At 69.0% G+C, this 17,981-nt stretch carries 20 protein-coding genes, 4 tRNA genes and 1 riboswitch; of the genes, 18 read left to right on the top strand and 6 right to left on the bottom strand.

Annotation, left to right across the window (positions count from 1 at the left end):
• Positions 1 to 19 precede the first annotated feature (19 nt).
• From AB8M85_RS05635 to AB8M85_RS05625, 3 genes are all read left to right on the top strand, one after another.
• Positions 20 to 1,657, top strand: a complete 1,638-nt coding sequence (locus AB8M85_RS05635) for a LuxR C-terminal-related transcriptional regulator (protein ID WP_372697806.1) — start codon at positions 20 to 22, stop codon at positions 1,655 to 1,657.
• Between the two features lie 139 nt (positions 1,658 to 1,796).
• The gene (locus AB8M85_RS05630; protein WP_372697805.1) at positions 1,797 to 2,147 is read left to right on the top strand and encodes a hypothetical protein; all 351 of its coding nucleotides are present in this window, start codon (positions 1,797 to 1,799) and stop codon (positions 2,145 to 2,147) included.
• Between the two features lie 28 nt (positions 2,148 to 2,175).
• Positions 2,176 to 3,300, top strand: a complete 1,125-nt coding sequence (locus tag AB8M85_RS05625; protein WP_372697804.1) for a flavin-containing monooxygenase — start codon at positions 2,176 to 2,178, stop codon at positions 3,298 to 3,300.
• A gap of 453 nt (positions 3,301 to 3,753) precedes the next feature.
• Here the strand turns inward: AB8M85_RS05625 and AB8M85_RS05620 are convergent, their stop codons facing one another.
• The 5 genes from AB8M85_RS05620 to AB8M85_RS05600 form a co-directional block, all read right to left on the bottom strand.
• Positions 3,754 to 3,981: an antitoxin gene (locus AB8M85_RS05620; protein ID WP_372697803.1), complete on the bottom strand. Its 228-nt coding sequence runs from the start codon at positions 3,979 to 3,981 to the stop codon at positions 3,754 to 3,756.
• A 205-nt stretch (positions 3,982 to 4,186) separates the two neighbouring features.
• Positions 4,187 to 4,263: transfer RNA gene (locus tag AB8M85_RS05615), tRNA-Gly, on the bottom strand.
• Positions 4,264 to 4,297: 34 nt separating this feature from the next.
• Positions 4,298 to 4,369 (bottom strand) — tRNA-Val (locus AB8M85_RS05610).
• 29 nt (positions 4,370 to 4,398) lie between these two features.
• A tRNA-Cys gene (locus tag AB8M85_RS05605) sits at positions 4,399 to 4,469 on the bottom strand.
• Between the two features lie 63 nt (positions 4,470 to 4,532).
• Positions 4,533 to 4,606, bottom strand: a tRNA-Gly gene (locus AB8M85_RS05600).
• Between the two features lie 219 nt (positions 4,607 to 4,825).
• Here AB8M85_RS05600 and AB8M85_RS05595 point away from each other — a divergent pair.
• The 14 genes from AB8M85_RS05595 to AB8M85_RS05530 all read left to right on the top strand — a co-directional run bounded on the left by AB8M85_RS05595 (position 4,826) and on the right by AB8M85_RS05530 (position 16,812).
• On the top strand, positions 4,826 to 5,671 hold the full coding sequence (locus AB8M85_RS05595) for a cytochrome (RefSeq protein ID WP_372697802.1): 846 nt from the start codon (positions 4,826 to 4,828) through the stop codon (positions 5,669 to 5,671).
• Positions 5,672 to 5,765: 94 nt separating this feature from the next.
• A complete protein-coding gene (def, locus tag AB8M85_RS05590; protein ID WP_372697801.1) occupies positions 5,766 to 6,338 on the top strand; it encodes a peptide deformylase in 573 nt (190 codons plus the stop codon).
• Positions 6,335 to 7,282, top strand: a complete 948-nt coding sequence (gene fmt / locus AB8M85_RS05585) for a methionyl-tRNA formyltransferase (RefSeq protein ID WP_372697800.1) — start codon at positions 6,335 to 6,337, stop codon at positions 7,280 to 7,282. Before def ends, fmt begins: the two co-directional genes overlap by 4 nt.
• A complete protein-coding gene (locus AB8M85_RS05580) occupies positions 7,279 to 8,808 on the top strand; it encodes an RsmB/NOP family class I SAM-dependent RNA methyltransferase (protein WP_372697799.1) in 1,530 nt (509 codons plus the stop codon). The genes fmt and AB8M85_RS05580 overlap by 4 nt, the downstream gene beginning before the upstream one ends.
• Before the next feature lie 3 nt (positions 8,809 to 8,811).
• Positions 8,812 to 9,483 carry a ribulose-phosphate 3-epimerase gene (gene rpe / locus AB8M85_RS05575; protein WP_372697798.1) on the top strand — a complete coding sequence of 224 codons (672 nt, stop codon included), beginning with the start codon at positions 8,812 to 8,814 and terminating at the stop codon, positions 9,481 to 9,483.
• Between the two features lie 19 nt (positions 9,484 to 9,502).
• A riboswitch (FMN riboswitch) is annotated at positions 9,503 to 9,635 on the top strand.
• A 94-nt stretch (positions 9,636 to 9,729) separates the two neighbouring features.
• Complete coding sequence (pnuC, locus tag AB8M85_RS05570) at positions 9,730 to 10,431, top strand: nicotinamide riboside transporter PnuC (protein ID WP_372697797.1); 702 nt, start codon at positions 9,730 to 9,732, stop codon at positions 10,429 to 10,431.
• Positions 10,428 to 11,552: a bifunctional diaminohydroxyphosphoribosylaminopyrimidine deaminase/5-amino-6-(5-phosphoribosylamino)uracil reductase RibD gene (gene ribD / locus AB8M85_RS05565; protein WP_372697796.1), complete on the top strand. Its 1,125-nt coding sequence runs from the start codon at positions 10,428 to 10,430 to the stop codon at positions 11,550 to 11,552. The genes pnuC and ribD overlap by 4 nt, the downstream gene beginning before the upstream one ends.
• Positions 11,552 to 12,178 carry a riboflavin synthase gene (locus AB8M85_RS05560; RefSeq protein WP_372697795.1) on the top strand — a complete coding sequence of 209 codons (627 nt, stop codon included), beginning with the start codon at positions 11,552 to 11,554 and terminating at the stop codon, positions 12,176 to 12,178. The genes ribD and AB8M85_RS05560 overlap by 1 nt, the downstream gene beginning before the upstream one ends.
• Positions 12,175 to 13,524 carry a 3,4-dihydroxy-2-butanone-4-phosphate synthase gene (ribB, locus tag AB8M85_RS05555; protein WP_372697794.1) on the top strand — a complete coding sequence of 450 codons (1,350 nt, stop codon included), beginning with the start codon at positions 12,175 to 12,177 and terminating at the stop codon, positions 13,522 to 13,524. The genes AB8M85_RS05560 and ribB overlap by 4 nt, the downstream gene beginning before the upstream one ends.
• Entirely contained in the window at positions 13,524 to 14,006 is a 483-nt protein-coding gene (ribH, locus tag AB8M85_RS05550; protein ID WP_372697793.1) for a 6,7-dimethyl-8-ribityllumazine synthase, read from the top strand. The genes ribB and ribH overlap by 1 nt, the downstream gene beginning before the upstream one ends.
• An 87-nt stretch (positions 14,007 to 14,093) precedes the next feature.
• The gene (locus AB8M85_RS05545) at positions 14,094 to 14,357 is read left to right on the top strand and encodes a phosphoribosyl-ATP diphosphatase (protein ID WP_372697792.1); all 264 of its coding nucleotides are present in this window, start codon (positions 14,094 to 14,096) and stop codon (positions 14,355 to 14,357) included.
• 82 nt (positions 14,358 to 14,439) lie between these two features.
• Entirely contained in the window at positions 14,440 to 15,288 is an 849-nt protein-coding gene (gene hisG / locus AB8M85_RS05540) for an ATP phosphoribosyltransferase (RefSeq protein WP_372697791.1), read from the top strand.
• 11 nt (positions 15,289 to 15,299) lie between these two features.
• Positions 15,300 to 16,070 (top strand): imidazole glycerol phosphate synthase subunit HisF, encoded by a 771-nt coding sequence (gene hisF / locus AB8M85_RS05535; protein WP_372697790.1) that lies wholly within the window; start codon positions 15,300 to 15,302, stop codon positions 16,068 to 16,070.
• Between the two features lie 22 nt (positions 16,071 to 16,092).
• Positions 16,093 to 16,812: a GNAT family N-acetyltransferase gene (locus AB8M85_RS05530; RefSeq protein ID WP_372697789.1), complete on the top strand. Its 720-nt coding sequence runs from the start codon at positions 16,093 to 16,095 to the stop codon at positions 16,810 to 16,812.
• Between the two features lie 30 nt (positions 16,813 to 16,842).
• On the opposite strand, the gene AB8M85_RS05525 is transcribed toward AB8M85_RS05530, so the two are convergent.
• Entirely contained in the window at positions 16,843 to 17,478 is a 636-nt protein-coding gene (locus AB8M85_RS05525) for a TIGR03085 family metal-binding protein (protein ID WP_372697788.1), read from the bottom strand.
• A gap of 92 nt (positions 17,479 to 17,570) precedes the next feature.
• Between AB8M85_RS05525 and hisI the strand changes: the two genes are divergently transcribed.
• Positions 17,571 to 17,969, top strand: a complete 399-nt coding sequence (gene hisI / locus AB8M85_RS05520) for a phosphoribosyl-AMP cyclohydrolase (RefSeq protein WP_372697787.1) — start codon at positions 17,571 to 17,573, stop codon at positions 17,967 to 17,969.
• The last annotated feature ends 12 nt before the right edge of the window (positions 17,970 to 17,981 follow it).

Genomic DNA, 17,981 nt, shown 5'->3' with positions numbered 1-17,981 from the left:
GCGACAGCAGGTGGTGGCGATGAGCGAAGCAATGGCACTCGGGCTGGCGCGAGCGGCCTTCAGGGAACATGCTTGGGCGGAAGCCCACCGGCAGTACGGTATGGTGGATCTCGCCGAAAACCTGGCATCAGCGGATCTGGAATCGTATGCCCAGTCCTCCGCATTGGTTGGCTGCGACGACGCCTGCGTGAAGCTATTGGACCGTGCTTTCCACCAGCGGCTCGACCGTGGGGAATGCGAACAGGCGGCCGAATGCGCCTTTTGGCTGGGGTTCAACTTGATGAACCAAGGCCAGATGGGGCCAGCTGGCGGTTGGTTCGCCCGATCGGAGGAGCTGGCGCAGGCCGGGCCCGGCACCTCAGCGTTGCGCGGCCTGGTGCTCCTGCCACCGGCGCTGCAGGCACTCATGCAAGGAGACGGGGCGAGCGCACTCGGACTTTTTTCAAGGGCCCATGAGTTGGGGCGCTCCGTGGGACAGCCCGAACTGTTGGCCCTGAGCGGCTTGGGTATCGGCCAGGCGAAGATCGCCTTGGGTGAGTGGGGCGCCGGCTTGGCAAAACTGGATGAGGTCATGGTCGCTGTCACGGCCGGCGAAGTCTCACCGATCGTCTCGGGGTTGGTGTACTGTGCGGTCATCGTCGCCTGCCATGACACCTTCGACGTCCGTCGAGCTGCGGAATGGACCGGGGCGCTCAGTCGGTGGTGCGAAGCGCAACCGGACCTGGTCCCCTTTCGGGGTGAATGCCTCGTCCACCGCGCCCAGATCCTCATCTTGAACGGCGATTGGCATGAAGCGACGGAGCAGGTGCGCGTGGCCTGCCGTCGTCTGGAGTCCCCTCCCGGCCAACCCGGAATCGGCACGGCCTATTACGAGGCGGGCGAGCTGCACCGGCTGCGTGGCGAACATGCAGCCGCCGAAAACTCGTATCGTCGTGCGAGCGCGTGCGGTCACGAGATCCAGCCGGGTTTTGCCTTGCTCCGCCTTGCCCAGGGCCGATTGGATGCGGCGGTTTCCGGGATCCGGCGGGCGCTGGACGAACCGGGGCAGGCGTTTCACCGCCCACGGGTCCTGGCCGCTTCGGTGGAGATTGCGTTGGCAGCCGGTCAGCTCTCGGACGCACGGGCTGCGGCTGAAGAACTCGCCGCAATCGCGGCCGCGGGGGAGGTGAGGTTCCTGCAGGCGATGTCCACCCAAGCCGTCGGTGCGGTGCTCCTCGCCGAGGGGCAGCCCCGCGAGGCACTCGACGAACTGCGCCGTGCCTCGGACAGCTGGCGGGACCTCAGCGCGCCCTACCAGAGCGCCCGCGTTCGTGTCCTCCAAGGCCGATGCTGCCGGGAACTGGGGGATCTGGACGCCGCTCAAATGGAGTTCGATGCCGCCGCCGCTGCCTTCGGGCAACTGGGCGCCAGGCCGGACACGATGGCCTTGCGGCGTGTGGCCACTCCGGGCGTCGAAGCAGAGTCCCGCGGCCTCACGCCCCGTGAGATCCAGGTGCTGCGCGCGGTGGCCACGGGGAACACCAACCGGGCGATCGCGGAGACGCTGTTCCTCAGCGAAAAGACCGTTGCCCGGCACCTCAGCAACATCTTCTCCAAACTCGACATTTCGTCGCGATCCGCCGCCACCGCCTATGCCTACCAGCATGAACTGATGTAGCTGCCGGTTCCTCCCACGCTGGCCTACATGAATTGACCCATGCCCCGGGGCATCCTGAATGGGGCGTTCTCCCGATGCGCCGACGGTCTCCACCGGCCTAACTTTAAGGAGTTGACGAGGCGGACGGGAGGTGGGTGTGGTGGAGCTGACCCTTCCCTTGCTCGCCGGCTCGCTGTCCACGGCGATCTTCGCCATCAGCACGCTGCCGATGCTCGTCAAGGCGGGACGGAGCAAGAACATGGCCTCCTACAGTCTTGGGAACCTCGCGCTTGCCAACGTCGGAAACATGGTGCACTCCGTGTACGTGTTCAGCCTGCCGGTCGGCCCCGTATGGGTCCTGCACTCCTTCTACCTCGTGTCCACGGTGCTGATGCTGATCTGGTACCTCCGCTACGAGGGCTCCGTGGGACGCAGGAAGGCCCATTCGGGCAGCCATCCGGCTCAGGCTCACGCCCCGGCCGGTGCCCCGGTCCCGCAACCACTGCGCTGACCGGCCACATCACTACTCAGGAGAAGTCATGAACACCCACGCAGAACACCCGAACCAACACCTCGACGCCGTCGTGATCGGCGCGGGCCAGGCAGGACTGGCCGCCGGATACCATCTCAAACGCCGAGGGGCGAAGTTCATCATTGTCGATTCCAACGACCGCGTCGGTGACAACTGGCGGTGCCATTGGGACTCGCTCAGGCTGTACAGCCCGGCAGGATACGACGGCCTCCCGGGGCTTGACTTCCCGGCGGAGCCGCACTCGTATCCGACGAAGGACGAAGTGGCCGACTATCTGGAATCCTATGCCGGGCGATTCGACCTTCCGGTGCGCCACGACAGCCCGGTGCGGCGCGTGGCGCGCAGCGGACCAGGATACGTCGTGGAACTTCCCGACCGCCGGTACGAAGCCGACAACGTCGTGATCGCGACGGGTACCTTCGGCCGCAGCCCGCGCCTGCCGTCGGCCGGTGCCGACCTCGACCCGCAGATCGTCCAGCTGCACTCGAGCGAGTACCGCAACCCCGGGCAACTGCGCGACGGAAAAGTGCTGGTCGTGGGGGCTTCGCACTCCGGTGCGGACATCGCCATCGAAGTGGCACGGTCCCATGAAACGGTCCTCTGCGGCCGCGACACCGGTCGGATCCCCATCCGCCCGGAATCCCTTCGATTTCGGGTCGTCTTCCCCATCATGTGGCAGGTGTGGGGGCACGTCCAGTCGGTGCGGACCCCGATTGGGCGTAAGGCACGGGCCTTCGTGCGTGCCCATGGTGCCCCTCTTCTCCGAGTCACCAATTCGGATCTGGAGGGCGCAGGCGTCGGACGCGTGGTCGAACGGCTGACCGGCGTTCGCGGGGGGCTCCCGGTCCTCGGCGAGGACCAGGTGGCCGACGTTGCCAACGTGGTCTGGTGCACTGGTTTCCAGCACGACTTCTCCTGGATTGATCTGCCGGTCATCGGTGACGACGGGTGGCCGATGGAGGAGCAGGGAGCGGTGCCCTCAGCGCCGGGACTCTATTTCACTGGCCTGTCGTTCCAGTCCTCGTTCCGGTCGATGTTGATCGGGGGCGCGGGGGCCGATGCCGAGTATGTCGTCAACCACCTGCTGTCTCGGCCCAATGCCGGCCAATCGTTCTCTGTGGCAGCGGCCTGAGGTTGACCACCGCGGTGACCCGGCAGCGGGGGAGCGGCAGCCCTCGGTCCGCCACAGTGTCCTCCGTGGCTCGGTGGCTCTTGGAATCTCGGCGCAACGGCACCGATTCCCGGTGTGGGGCTACTGCGTGGTGATCGGACCGGAGCGGCACGCCTCGCACGGGCAGCAATCGGCATCTCGACGCGAGTTGTCCTCGTCGCGGGGCGGGCCCTCGTTGGTCCAACCAACAACCCCGGCCTAGTCGTGGCGGGCGCAGGATCATTGACCCGGAAATCGACTGGTAGACATCTCTACTCGTTTGGCGACCATGCGGGAGGCGGGCTGACCATCATCGACCCAGCGCGGCCAGCATCGTCCGGACATAGCGAGGTGCCGGTCCCGCCTCGCGGCGGTACCGGCACCTCGTTGCCGCGCTCGTGGGCCGGCTTGCGTCCGACGCGGACGCTGGAAAATCTAGGCTGGGGTATCGGTGTCGGAGACGCCGGCCTTGTCGAGCAACCCGATGGCCGATTCCTGCAGGTGGTTCACCTGGTCGGAGTACTTGCCACCGGTCTTCTCGTCGACAAAATCGCCAACGCCATCCACGGCACCGCGGAGCATTTCGGCTCCGCCCTCGGCCACCTCGGTGGCCCTGTCCTTGAACTCCCCGGCCTTGCCCTTGAGCTCGTCAAAAAAAGCCAAGTGGCACCTCCTCTCTTCCGGGAGGCCAGCTACCGCCTCCGTGTAGACAACATCCTACGGAGGTGAGGCCCGCCAGTTCGAGGGTTGCGGGTGAAAAACTTCTGCGCCATCGGCGTAATGGGTGGTGCCTCATCCCGACATCCACCCCTCCCGGGGCCGGAATACAGAAAACCGCCGAACGGAATCAGCGTCCGTCCGGCGGTTGTGGAGCGGACAACGAGATTCGAACTCGCGACCTCCACCTTGGCAAGGTGGCGCTCTAGCCAGCTGAGCTATGTCCGCATAAAAAAACTCCGCCGTGGCGGAGCCTTTTCAGTGGGCGATACTGGGTTCGAACCAGTGACCTCTTCCGTGTCAGGGAAGCGCGCTACCGCTGCGCCAATCGCCCTCTTCAGGGTTGCAACATTACCGTATGCGAGGTGGGGACGGGATTCGAACCCGCGTATACGGCTTTGCAGGCCGCTGCCTAGCCACTCGGCCACCCCACCGTGACCCGAACTGGTTTCCCAACTCCGGCTTGATCGACGAATCGACCATTACAGTGACTTGCGAGCGGACAACGAGATTCGAACTCGCGACCTCCACCTTGGCAAGGTGGCGCTCTAGCCAGCTGAGCTATGTCCGCATGTTGATTTCCTGCACCGTTCCGACCCTTTCCGAGCTGCCGTTCCGCTGCGTTCCAACGAGTAAAAACTCTATACGACGTTTCCCCGAAGTTCCAAATCGTTGTGCCCGTCGCAACGTGTCCCGCGGTTTTCCGCGGAAATTCCCCTCCCGCGGGGGAGGACCACAAGGCACGACGCAGGTGCGCAACCCGTCGGAAGGTCATGCCAGAATCGTGGTCATGACTTCACCTGCCCTGGCCCACCAAACCTCTTATGGCCGCATGTACTCCCGCAAGATCGACGGCCTGCCCGAGGTTCCCTCGATCACCACCGTGATCGGCCAGGCGTCCACGTCTTTGGACGGTTGGATCGGGCACATGGCGGCCACCGCGGTCACCAAGGACGATCGCCTGCCGGCTGCTGTCGGCAATGCCGCCAAGATGCGCACCGTCGCCCGCGATGCCTCGAACGCCGCAGAGGTGTACCGCAATTCCGCAGCCGAACGGGGTGACCGCGTCCATACCTACTGCGAGCAGGTGGCCCTCCGGGCACTGGGCCGACCCCACAGCGCCGCCGAGGCGCGCGAGGCCCTCCTGGAGAAGGACGAGGGAGGGTTCGCCTCGAGGTTCGATGACTGGTGGGACCAATACCGGGTCGAACCCATCGCGGCAGAGGTCACCATCTGGAACCACACCGTCGGCTACGCCGGCACGCTGGATCTCGTGGCGCGCATCGGTGGACGGCTGTGCCTCATCGACTACAAGACCAAGGGCACCGACCGGGACGGGCGCGTCAAGGCCCTCGACCCGAAGGTCGTCATGCAGCTGGCTGCGGGCTACAAGGCCGAAGAAGTGGTGGTTGATGCGGCGGCGGGCACGTGGGAGCCGTGGCCGCACGGAGAGGACCCCATGCTGCTCGGTGTCGCGGTGGGCGAGACCGAGGTGCGTACCCTGATGGCCGCTCCCGAGGTCCTTCCCGCCTACTGGAGCAGGTTCTTTGCCTTGCGTCGGGTCTGGGAATCGGGCCTGAAGGTCGCCGAGGCAGGGGCGCCGCTCCGTCCCGTGGGCCCGCCTCCGGCCCCGTAGGTAGACTGGTGGGGCGCACCGGCCCCGCCCCCAGGGGCCCCATGCGACCTTCCACAGCACATTGCCGGGCACTCGGCGTCAGGAGCATGAAGTCATGACGATTCTCGAAATCCGCATCGTGGGCGACCCCGTGTTGCGCACTCCCGCCTCCGAGGTCACGACCTTCGGGCCGGAGCTGGCCCGGCTCGTGGAGGACATGGCCGAAACGATGGACGCCGTCGACGGGGCCGGCCTGGCAGCACCACAGGTGGGCGTCGGCCTCCGCGTCTTCACCTACCGGGTCGACGGATACGAGGGCCACGTCGTCAACCCCGTCCTGGAAGTCGGTAGCCAGGACGACGCCGCTGCCTCCGAAGGGTGCCTCTCCGTTCCAGGACTCGGCTACCCGCTTCCCCGGGCCAATTGGGCACGTGTTACCGGAATGGACGTGACGGGCGAACCGCTCACCGTTGAAGGCGAGGGAATGCTCGCCCGTTGCCTGCAGCATGAAACGGACCACCTCGACGGCCGTCTCTACATCGACCGGCTCCGCGGCGCCGACAAGAAGGACGCCTTGGGCAAGATCCGTGCGCTCGGCTACAACGATGTCGCCCATCGCACCCGCAGCAGCCGGGCGATATCGGTGGGTTCGAGCTTTGGTGGCGGCATCCACGGAGCCGGGCTGTGAAGGTCCTGTTCGCCGGCACCCCGCACGTGGCCGTGCCTTCCCTGGACCGGCTCGTTGCCGATGGGTTCGACGTGGTCGCCGTCTTGACACGCGAGGACGCACCCCAGGGCCGCAAACGGGTCCTGGCCCCGTCGCCGGTGGCTTCGCGCGCCGCTGAGTTGGACTTGCCCGTCATCAAGGCCAACCGCATCGATGCCCACGCCATCGAGCAGATCGCCCTCGTCGGCGCCGAGGTTGCCGCCATCGTCGCCTATGGGGGGCTGGTCCCCCCGGCCGCACTGGAGATGCCACGCCACGGCTGGGTCAACCTCCACTTCTCGCTTCTGCCGGCCTGGCGCGGGGCGGCGCCGGTCCAGCATGCGGTGATCAACGGCGACGACCTCACCGGAGCGGCGACCTTCCGCCTGGAGAAGGGCCTGGACACCGGCCCGGTCTACGGCACGCTGACCGAAGACATCAGGCCCGACGACACCGCCGGCGCATTGCTGGAGCGGCTGGCGGAGAGCGGCTCGGTCCTGCTGTCGCAGACACTGCAGGGCATCGACATCGGCATGCTGGAACCGGTGGCGCAAACCGGCGACGTCAGCCTTGCCCCGAAACTGACCCTCGAGGACGGACATATCACCTGGGACCAGCCGGCGCTGGGAATCCGCCGACGCATCAACGGCACGACCCCCGAACCGGGCCCTTGGACGAGCCTGGACGGCCAACGGTTCAAACTCGGTGCCGTGGACCTGCTGCCCGAGGTGGAGGACCTGGCCCCTGGGGCCGTCCGCATACTGCCGGGACGCAAGCCCCGCGTACTCGTGGGAACCGGCTCGCATGCCATCGAGCTCCTGCAGGTACAGCCGGCCGGGAAGAAGATGATGCCCGCCGCCGACTGGGCCCGGGGACTCGAATCGGCCGAAGGCGACGCAACACGAAAGCAGGTCATCTTCGCATGAGCAACGAACCACGCGACCCACGCCGCAACGAAGCCGGACGCCAGCGCAACCGCGGCGGATCCGGTACCCGCCACTTCAGCGCAGCCGCACCCTCGCAGCGCCGGCGGATCGCCGATCCGGCACGTCTGGCGGCGTACGAGGTGTTGCGCGCCGTGGACGAACAGGACGCGTACGCTAACCTGGTCCTGCCGGCCCGGTTGCGCGAACACGGCCTCTCCGGCCGGGACGCCGGATTCGCCACCGAACTCGCCTACGGCGCCTTGCGCGGCCGGGGACTCTACGACGCCATCCTGGCCCGCTGCGTCGACCGGCCGCTGGCCAACCTCGAACCGGCGATCCTCGACGCTCTCCGGCTGGGCGCACACCAGCTGCTGGCCATGCGCGTTCCGCACCACGCGGCCCTTGACGAAACCGTCGGCCTGACCCGTGCGGTCATCGGTGCAGGTCCCTCGGGGCTCGTCAACGCGGTCCTGCGCAAGGTCTCGCGCCAGGACGCGGCCGCATGGACCGCCGAACTGCTCGACGGGCTCGAGGACCCGGTGGCCCGACTCGCCCTCGAACACAGCCACCCCGAATGGGTCGTCCGCGCCCTGCGGCAGGCACTGGTCGCCCATGGACGCGATGCCGGGGAAATCAGCGCATTGCTCGAGGCCGACAACCTCGCCCCCGTGGTGAACCTCGTGGCCCTGCCGGGCATCGGGACCCTCGATGAGGCGCTCGACCACGGAGCCACCCCCGGCACCTTGGCGCCCGACTCCGCCTACTACAGCGGCGGGGACCTGTCGCGGCTGTCGTCGATCCACCGTGGCACCACCCGGGTCCAGGACGCCGGATCGCAGCTGCTGGCACGCGCCCTGGCCGGAGTGGGCATCGAGGGCCGCGACACCGACTGGCTCGACCTGTGCGCGGGACCGGGCGGCAAGGCGGCACTACTGGCGGCGCTGGCCGCCGGGCAGGGGGCCGAGGTCACCGCCAACGAACCAGCCGCACACCGTGCCGAACTGGTTCGCAAGGCCCTGCGGCCGGTGGACCACGACGCCTGGAACGTCGTGGTGGGCGACGGGAGACGCTACCTGCAGATCCCGGCCGAGCAGCGCTTCGACCGCATCCTCGTCGATGCACCGTGCAGTGGGCTGGGGGCCCTGCGCCGCCGCCCCGAATCCCGCTGGCGCAAGAGCCCAGCCGATGTGGCGGACCTGACCGTCCTGCAAGGTGAACTCATCGACGCCGCCCTGGCCGCCCTGCGACCCGGAGGCGTGCTGGCGTACGCGACCTGCTCCCCGCATCCGGCCGAGACGCTGGCAGTGCTCGACGACGCGCTGCGGCGCCACCCCCGCGTCCGGCTGCTCGACACCGCGGCCGCGGTCAACGCCGTCACGGTCGATGGCGGCATCGAGGGGACCGTCCACGCCTCCGGTGGCAACACCGTCCAGCTCTGGCCCCACCTGCACTCGACCGACGCCATGTTCCTTGCCCTGATCAGGAACGACGGCGACACCACACCGACCCTGCCGACGAAAGGCTGACCCATGGGCTCCTGCCGGATCCACCCCAGCATCCTCTCCGCGGACTTCGCCAACCTCGAGTCCGAATTGCGCCGCATCAGCACCGCCGACGCCGTCCACGTGGACGTCATGGACAACCACTTCGTCCCGAACCTCACCATCGGGCTCCCGGTGGTCAAGCGCATCGGGGAAGCCAGCGAGCTGCCGCTGGACGTGCACCTGATGATCAACGACGTGGACCGCTGGGCGCCCGGGTACGCCGACCTCGGCGCCGACTCGGTGACCTTCCACGCCGAGGCCTCGGCCGCACCGATCCGGCTCGCCCGCGAGCTGCGCTCCCGCGGCACCAAGGCAGCCATGGCGCTTCGCCCGGCCACCGCCGTCGAACCCTATCTGGACATGCTGCCGGAACTGGACATGCTCCTGCTCATGACCGTCGAACCCGGTTTCGGCGGCCAGGCGTTCCTGGACGTCATCCTGCCCAAGATCAGGCGCGCCCGCGCCGCGATCGACGGCTCCGGCCTGCCCGTGGCACTGCAGGTCGACGGCGGGATCACCCGGGACACCATCCTGCGGGCCGCCGAGGCCGGGGCGGATGTCTTCGTGGCCGGTTCCAGCGTGTATGGAACCGAGGACCCCGACGCGGCCATCGACGCATTGCGACATGTAGTCGCCCCGACCGGAACGGGACTATAGTTTAGGAACACAAGTAAACACACGTGCTCCGGGGTCGGTGAAAGTCCGAACCGGCGGTCAAAGTCCGCGACCCGCGGTGCCTCACGGCACCCCGGTTGAACCGGTGGAATTCCGGTACCGACAGTTAAAGTCTGGATGGGAGAAGCACGTACAGAACGGGTCCGTCGACCGGTTGCCTGCGGGTATCCGGCGATCCGAACCCCACTGTCGTACCCCCGGAGCTGCCGCAGCTCACGAGGAGGAACGATGGACGCCCTGCGGTGGCTCATAGACATTTTCAACGCCGACATCCCCGTCGGCGGCAGTTCGCTGCTGGTGCGCGAAGTCGTCGGCAACATCTTCGGACTGGCCAGTGCCGTCGGCGGCATGCGACGCAAGGTCTGGGCCTGGCCCGTCGGCATCGTGGGGAACCTGCTGCTGCTGACCGTCTTCCTCGGCAGCATCTTCGACACCGGCCACGCCGCCAACCTCCTGGGCCAGGCCGGACGGCAGATCATGTTCATCGCCGTCTCCGTCTACGGCTACCGCCGCTGGAAGCAGGCGCGCGACGGCGCAGGGACGGCGATCTCGCCCCGGTGGGCCACGCCGCGCGAACGCGGCGCGCTGGCCGTCATCCTTGTCCTCGGCACCGTGGCCCTGACACCGCTGTTCCGCATCCTCGGCTCCTACGAACCCGTCTGGGCTGACGCCTGGACGTTCGTCGGCTCCCTGCTGGCCACCTACGGCATGGCCAAGGGATGGGTGGAGTTCTGGCTGATCTGGGTCGCCGTCGACGTGGTGGGGGTCCCCTTGCTGTTCAGCGCCGGATACTTCGCCACCGCCTTCATGTACCTCTTCTACGGCTGCTTCACCCTGGTGGGCTTCTTCGTCTGGTGGCGGGCCCGGAACCACGAACGCGCCCTGGTCCAGACGGCGATGCCCGATCCGATCACCCGGAGGACGCCATGAACCCCGGCGACGCACCGCGGTCCGGCACGCGGGAGCAACCACCCGCCGGGGGATTCACCGCCGCCGAAAACGCCGGCATGGAACTCGCCCTGGAACTGGCAGGCCGCGGGGTGCGGGGGGCCAACCCCGTGGTCGGGGCCGTGGTCCTGGATGCCTCCGGCCGGCCGATCGCCCGGGGCTGGCACCGTGGCGCCGGAACGCCGCATGCCGAAGCGGCCGCGCTGGAAGACCTCGGCCCGGTCAGCGCCGAGCGCGCCGCAGAGTTGACCCTGCTGTGCACCCTGGAACCGTGCAGCCACACCGGCCGCACCGGCCCGTGCGCCGAGGCCATCGCCCGGACCGGCATCGGACGCGTGGTCTACGCCACCGCCGACGGCACACAGCGTGCCGGCGGCGGCGGGGCACTCATGCAGCGGGCGGGGATTGAAGTCGGCGTTGGCCTGCTCGGCGACCGGGCCCGGGAACTGAACCACCGCTGGTTCGCCGCCCGGGCCGCAGGCCGGCCCTTCACCACCCTGCATCTGGCCCAGACGCTGGACGGGCGGATCGCCGCCGCGGACGGCACCAGCCAATGGATCACCGGGACCGCCGCGAGGCAGCATTCCCACGGCATCAGGGCACGGGCCGAAGCCATCATCGCCGGGACCGGAACCATCCACGCGGACAACCCCCGACTCACAGCCCGCTCCGCCGACGGGACGGACCTGGCACGGCAACCGCTGCGCGTGGTGATGGGACACCGCGCACTGCCGCCGGGAGCCGCCATCGCCGCCGACGACCACTACCTCCACCTGCGCGAGCACGACCCGCGAACGGTCCTGGCAACCCTGGCGGGGCAGAGCATCGACCACGCCATGATCGAAGGCGGCGCCTCCATCGCCACCGCCTTCCTGGCCGCCGGCCTCGTCGACGAGCTCTGGCTCTACCAGGCCCCCCTCCTGCTGGGCGCCGGACGACGCGCCGTCGGCGACCTCGGCATCGCCACGCTGTCCGATGCAGGCCGCTGGCGCTACGACGACGTGGGCGGGCCAGCGCACCAGCTGCTGGGATCCGACGTCGTACTCCACCTTGAACCACACCCGGGATCCGAACGGATCCCAGAGAACGAAAGGACCCGCTAATGTTCACGGGCATCATCACCGGGCAGGGCCGCGTCAAAGACGTCGCGGACGTTCCCGGACACGACGCGGCGGTCCTGCGGATCAGCGCACCGGGCCACGCCGCAGACCTCGGCCTGGGCGGATCGCTGGCCGTCAACGGCGTCTGCCTGACGGCGACGGCGATCGAGGGGGACACCGTCGCCCTGGACGTGATGGGCGAATCCCTCCGCCTGACCACCACCGGCGCGCTGCGCCCCGGGGACGCGGTCAACCTCGAACGCTGCGTACCGGCCGGAGGACGGCTGGACGGGCACGTCGTGCAGGGCCACGTCGACGGGACCGGGACCGTGCTCGAACGCGAGGACGAGGGCAACTGGGTCCGCCTGCGGTTCGGCCTGCCCCGCGAACTCGCCCGCTACGTCGCCCGCAAGGGATCCGTCGCCGTCGACGGGGTGTCCCTGACCGTGACCGCCGTTTCCGAGGCCGCGGAGCCCGAACAGTACTTCGAGGTCGGCGTCATCCCGACGACGCTGCGCGAAACCGTCCTCGGGGCGCGGAGGCCCGGTGACGACGTGAACCTCGAAGTCGACGTCATGGCCAAGTACGCCGAACGCCTGGCCGCCTTCAGTGCCGAGGCAGCCCGATGAGCGCCCCGGATCGCCGCCACCCGTCCGAGCAGTCCGCTGGTCCCCGCGACGGCAGCATCCTGGACCCGGTCGCCGCGGCCGTGGCGGCAATGGCCGCCGGCCGGCCCGTCGTCGTGGTCGATGACGAGGACCGCGAGAACGAAGGCGACATCATCTTCGCCGCCGAGTTCGCCACCCCCGAACTGCTGGGCTGGACGATCCGCTACTCCTCGGGCGTGCTGTGCGCGCCGATGCCCGGCGAACGCGCCGACCAGCTGGGCCTGCCGCCCATGGTGGAGGTCAACCAGGACGCCAAGGGCACCGCCTACACGGTCTCCTGCGACGCCGCATCCGGCGTCACCACCGGCATCAGCGGCGCCGACCGCGCCCTGACCGCCCGCGTGCTGGCCGATCCGGACAGCACCGAGCGGGCCATCAACCGCCCTGGCCACATGTTCCCGCTGCGCGCCGTCGACGGGGGCGTCCTCGAGCGCCGGGGCCATACCGAGGCCAGCGTCGACCTCTGCCGCCTGGCCGGGGTGCAGCCGGTCGGGGTCATCGCCGAACTCGTGCACGACGACGGGACGATGATGCGCCTGCCGGCACTGCGGGCCTTCGCCGACGAGTTCTCCATCCCGCTGATCAGCATCGAGGACCTGGCCACCCACCTCGGGCAGGAGCAGGACGCCGCCCCCGAGCCCGCCGCGCCGTCCGCGGTGCTCGGCGGCCCCGTGGTCGCCGTGCCGACCGCCCACGGGACCTTCGCCGTGCAGGCCTGGTCCGAACGCGCGACCGGGCTGGAACACCTGGTCCTGACCGCGCCGACCCCGCAGCACGCCGGAGGGGAGGCGCCGCTGGTCAGGCTGCATTCGGAATGCCTGACCGGGGACGTCTTCGGCTCCTACCGGTGCGACTGCGGGGAACAACTTGACGCGGCCCTGGCGGCCATCGCCGCCTCGGGCGGGACCGTCATCTACCTGCGCGGCCACGAGGGCCGGGGGATCGGCCTGGCCAACAAGATCCGCGCCTACTCCCTACAGGACGGCGGGGCGGACACCGTCCAGGCCAACGAGCAGCTGGGGCTGCCCGTCGATGCCCGACGCTACGACGCCGCCTCCGCCATCCTGCACAGCATGGGGCTGGAGCGGATCCGCCTGATCACCAACAACCCCCTGAAGGCCAGCTGGCTGCGCGAGGCCGGGATCGACGTCGTCGACATGGTCCCGAGCACGATCGCCGCCCGGCCGGAAAACACGCGGTACCTGCAGACGAAACGCGAACGCATGTCCCACCAGATCCTCGCCGAGGCCTTCGCCGCGGCCACGCCCGACACCCACGGAACCACCACGACCAAGGAGCAGCACTGATGAGCGGACACGGAGCACCCACCACCGGCACGGAAGAACTCGCGGCGGCAGGACGCGCCGGACTGCGCGCCGTCGTCATCGCCGCCAGCTGGCACCAGCAGGTGATGGACGGGCTGGTCGACGGGGCCCTGCGGGCGGCAGCCGAGGCCGGCATCTCCGACCCTGAGGTCATCCGCGTGCCGGGGACCTTCGAACTGCCCGTCGCCGCGGCCCGCTTCGCCCACAACTTCGACGCCGTCGTGGCCCTGGGCGTCGTCATCCGCGGTGGCACCCCGCATTTCGACTTCGTCTGCCAGGGCGCGACGGCGGGGCTCACCGATGTCTCGGTGCGCACCGGAACCCCTGTCGGCTTCGGCGTGCTCACCTGCGACACCGAACAGCAGGCCCTGGACCGCGCCGGCCTGCCCGGCTCCGTGGAGGACAAGGGGCATGAGGCGATGTCGGCGGCCCTGCTGACGGCCCTGGCCCTGGCCGGCAAGTAGCCTGCCGGCCTGCCGCCCCGCCGTCGGGTTTGTCACATTGATTCGGGCGAGTCGGGGCGGCGGCCGGCCAGCGGCTACCCTTGAGGGGTGAAAACCTTTGACACCCTCTTTGCCGAACTGGCCGAAAAGGCGCGGGAACGCCCCACCGGATCCCGCACCATCACGGAGCTGGATTCGGGTGTCCACGGCATCGGGAAGAAGATCGTGGAGGAGGCGGCCGAAGTCTGGATGGCCGCCGAATACGAGACCGCTGATGAAGCAGCCGAGGAGATCTCGCAGCTGCTCTACCACCTGCAGGTGATGATGCTGGCCAAGGGCCTGTCGCTGGAAGACGTCTACAAGCATCTCTAGCCGCCACACCCCGCCAGCAGCGGGGCCGGCGGCCCGGGACGCAGATCCACCAGCCACAGCCAGCACAGAAAAGAGCACCACCATGTTGCGAGTAGCCGTACCGAACAAGGGCGCCCTCTCCGAGGCCGCCACCGCCATGCTCAGCGAATCCGGATACCGCCAGCGCCGCGACAACCGCGAACTGGTCATGGTCGACCCGGACAACGACGTCGAGTTCTTCTACCTCCGTCCCCGCGACATCGCCGTCTATGTCGGACGCGGCATCCTCGATGTCGGCATCACCGGACGCGACCTCTTCCTCGACGCCGGCGTCAACGGCGACGCGGAGGAACTGCTGCCGCTGGGGCTGGGCGCCTCGACGTTCCGCTTCGCCGGGCCCGTGGGGGACTTCTCCGCCGTCGGGCAACTGACCGGCAAGCGCATCGCCACCAGCTACGACGGCCTGCTGCGCAGCTACCTCGACCGGGAGGGCATCGATGCCTCCGTGGTCCGCCTCGATGGAGCCGTCGAATCATCGGTCCGCCTCGGCGTCGCCGATGCCATCGCCGACGTCGTGGAGACCGGGAGCACCCTGCGCGCTGCCGGCATGGAAACGTTCGGCGAGCCGATCCTGGAGTCCGAGGCGGTGCTCATCGGGCGCACGGGGGAGAGCCCGCACGGCCTGGAGATCCTGACCCGCCGCCTGCAGGGCGTCCTGGTCGCCCGCCGCTACGCGATGCTGGACTACGACATCCGCAAGGACCTCGTAGAGCAGGCCTGCGCGCTGACGCCCGGCCTCGAATCGCCCACCGTCTCGCCGCTTCAGGACGGCGACTGGGTCGCGGTCCGCTCCATGGTCAAGCAGGCCCAGGCGAACAACATCATGGACGAGCTCTATGACCTCGGCGCACGGGCCATCCTCGTGACCAACATCCACGCCATCCGCATCTAGGGGAGCGTTTCGTGAGCGTAGCCATCCGTGTCATCCCCTGCCTGGACGTCGACGCCGGCCGCGTCGTCAAGGGCATCAACTTCGAGGGATTGCGTGACGCCGGCGACCCGGTCGAACTGGCCAAGCGCTACAACGCCGCCGGCGCCGACGAACTGACCTTCCTCGACGTCACTGCCAGCTCGGGCAACCGGGAGACCACCTTCGAGGTCGTGCGCACCACCGCCGAGGAGGTCTTCATCCCGTTGACCGTCGGCGGCGGCGTCCGCTCGGCGGATGACGTCGACCGGCTGCTGCGCGCCGGCGCCGACAAGGCCTCGATCAACACCGCCGCCGTGAACCGGCCGGAGGTCATCCGCGAGATCACCCACCGCTTCGGCTCCCAGGTCCTGGTCCTGTCGGTCGATGCCCGGCGGACCACCGACCCCGCCCTGCCGTCGGGATTCGAGGTCACCACACACGGGGGACGGACCGGATCCGGGAAGGACGCCGTCGCCTGGGCCCGTGAAGCCGCAGACGGCGGCGTCGGGGAGATCCTGTTGAACTCCATCGACGCCGACGGGACGAAGAACGGCTTCGACGTCGAAATGATCTCGGCAGTGCGAGCGGCGGTCAACGTGCCGATCATCGCCTCCGGCGGTGCCGGCGCGCCCGAACATTTCCCCGCGGCCATCGCCGCCGGCGCCGACGCGGTCCTGGCCGCCTCGATTTTCCACTTCGGCCCGGTCGACATGATCGCGCGGGTCAAGCAGGCCATCAAGGAGGCAGGTTACCCTGTTCGCTGAACCAGAAGAACTCGACCGTTTGATGGACGCCGCGTGGCCGGCACTGGAAAAGAGCGCCCTGGGCGGATGGACCCTCAGGTTCTCCGCCGGCATCACCCAACGGGCCAATTCCGTCCTCCCCGCGGCGGCACCGAACGACCTCGAAGCGGCAGTCGCCGAAGTCGAGACCCGCAGCGCGGCACGCTGGTTGAATTCCACCTTCCAGGTCAGCCCCGCCGCACAGCCGGCGGAGCTGGACGACTACCTGGCCGCCCGGGGCTACACCGTGGGCACCCCCACCCTGGTCCAGGTCATGGACGGCTCGGAGCTGGGACGCTTTGCCGCCACCACGCCCGATCCGCGGATCGAATTCACCGACGAACCGTCCCGGGAATGGCTCGAGGTGTTCTGGTACCAGGATGGTCCGGCCGCGCCGGATGACCGGGAGGTCTCCCGGCGCATCCTCAAGGGTTCCCCCGCCGTCTACCTCGGGCTGCGGGTGGACGGGCGCATCGAGTCGATCGCCAGGATGGCCATCGTCGGGGAATACGCGGGCATCTACTGCGTGACCACCCGCCCCGAGGCCCGGCGCCGCGGCTACTCGCGCCTCATCATGGAAGCCGTGCTGCACGAGGCCTACCAACGGGTCCTGGGCGGGGTCTGGCTGCAGGTCCGGGAATCGAACGTCGGGGCCATCGTGCTCTACAACGCCCTGGGGTTCAGCACCGCGTCCAGCTACCACTACCGCACCCGGGCCCTCTAGGACCGGTGCCACCGGCGGGGGCCGGAGGTGCTACTGGCCCGAACTGGAGAACAGGGCCAAGGCGTCCGGCGACCCCTCGAAGGTCACCAGCGCATGCTCCCGGCGGCCGTTGGCGTGCATCAACAGCTCACCCGGCGCACCGGTGATGGCCACCGACGTCGCGGCCTTCCGCACCACATGGCGCTGGCCGCCCGGACGGCGCAGGATGATCCCCACGTCGACGCCGCGGTAGTACACGGCCGCACGGCGGATGAGTGCCTCCCACAGCACGTCCGCGTACTCGTCGTCCAGGATGCGCGGGGCCCACCGGTCGGCCGAACGGCGGACATCCTCGGTGTGGACGAAGAACTCGATCAGGTTGGCCGCATGCTCCAGGGCCGGCAGTGCCAGCGGGGACAGCACGGCAGGTCCGCGGCGGAACCGGTCGACGAGTTCGGCGTAGTGCCCCGGATCCTCGACGCGGCGGGCCGTCTGCGCCAACCGTCGTTCCATGGGGGCCCGCAGCGGCGCGATGCCGAGCCCGGCCGCCCAGGGGCTGTGTTCGCGCAACACCAGGTGTGCCGCCAGGTGGCGTGTCTTCCAGCCGGCGCACAACGTCGATTCGTCGGGCCCGGCGGCCAGCAGGACCTCGGCGAGGACTTCACGTGACGGGGGTACGTATCGCATCACCTTGAAACTAGCACGATCCCGGCGATCCGGAGCGGATGGCGCGGTCACCGACTGCACGGCGTGCCCCCGCGGCCAGTAGACTGGGGTCGATGCCGCAGAACCCAGCCCCCTTGTCCCCGGAAGCCGCCTTGGACCCCGCCATCGCCACCCGCCTGAAGCGCGATGCCGACGGCCTGGTGGCGGCGATCATCCAGCAGGACGACACCGGCGAGGTCCTGATGCTCGGATGGATGGACGACGAGGCCCTGCACCGGACCCTGACCACCGGCCGGGTCACGTTCTGGTCACGGTCCCGGCAGGAATACTGGCGCAAGGGCGACACCTCGGGCCACCAGCAACTCGTCCGCTCTGCAGCTCTGGATTGCGACGGCGATGCACTGCTCATCAGGGTCCACCAGATCGGCGCCGCCTGCCACACCGGGACGCGGACCTGCTTCGAGGGCCGGGCGCTGCCTGCCGTCGCGGGGCCGGACCCGGCCACTGTCTAGCCACCCCACCCG

Origin of the sequence: Arthrobacter sp. JSM 101049 (assembly GCF_041679245.1) — a bacterium.
Taxonomy (GTDB): domain Bacteria; phylum Actinomycetota; class Actinomycetes; order Actinomycetales; family Micrococcaceae; genus Arthrobacter_H.
The sequence above is the reverse complement of the archived record's forward strand: the minus strand, read 5'-3'. Positions and strand labels throughout refer to the sequence as shown.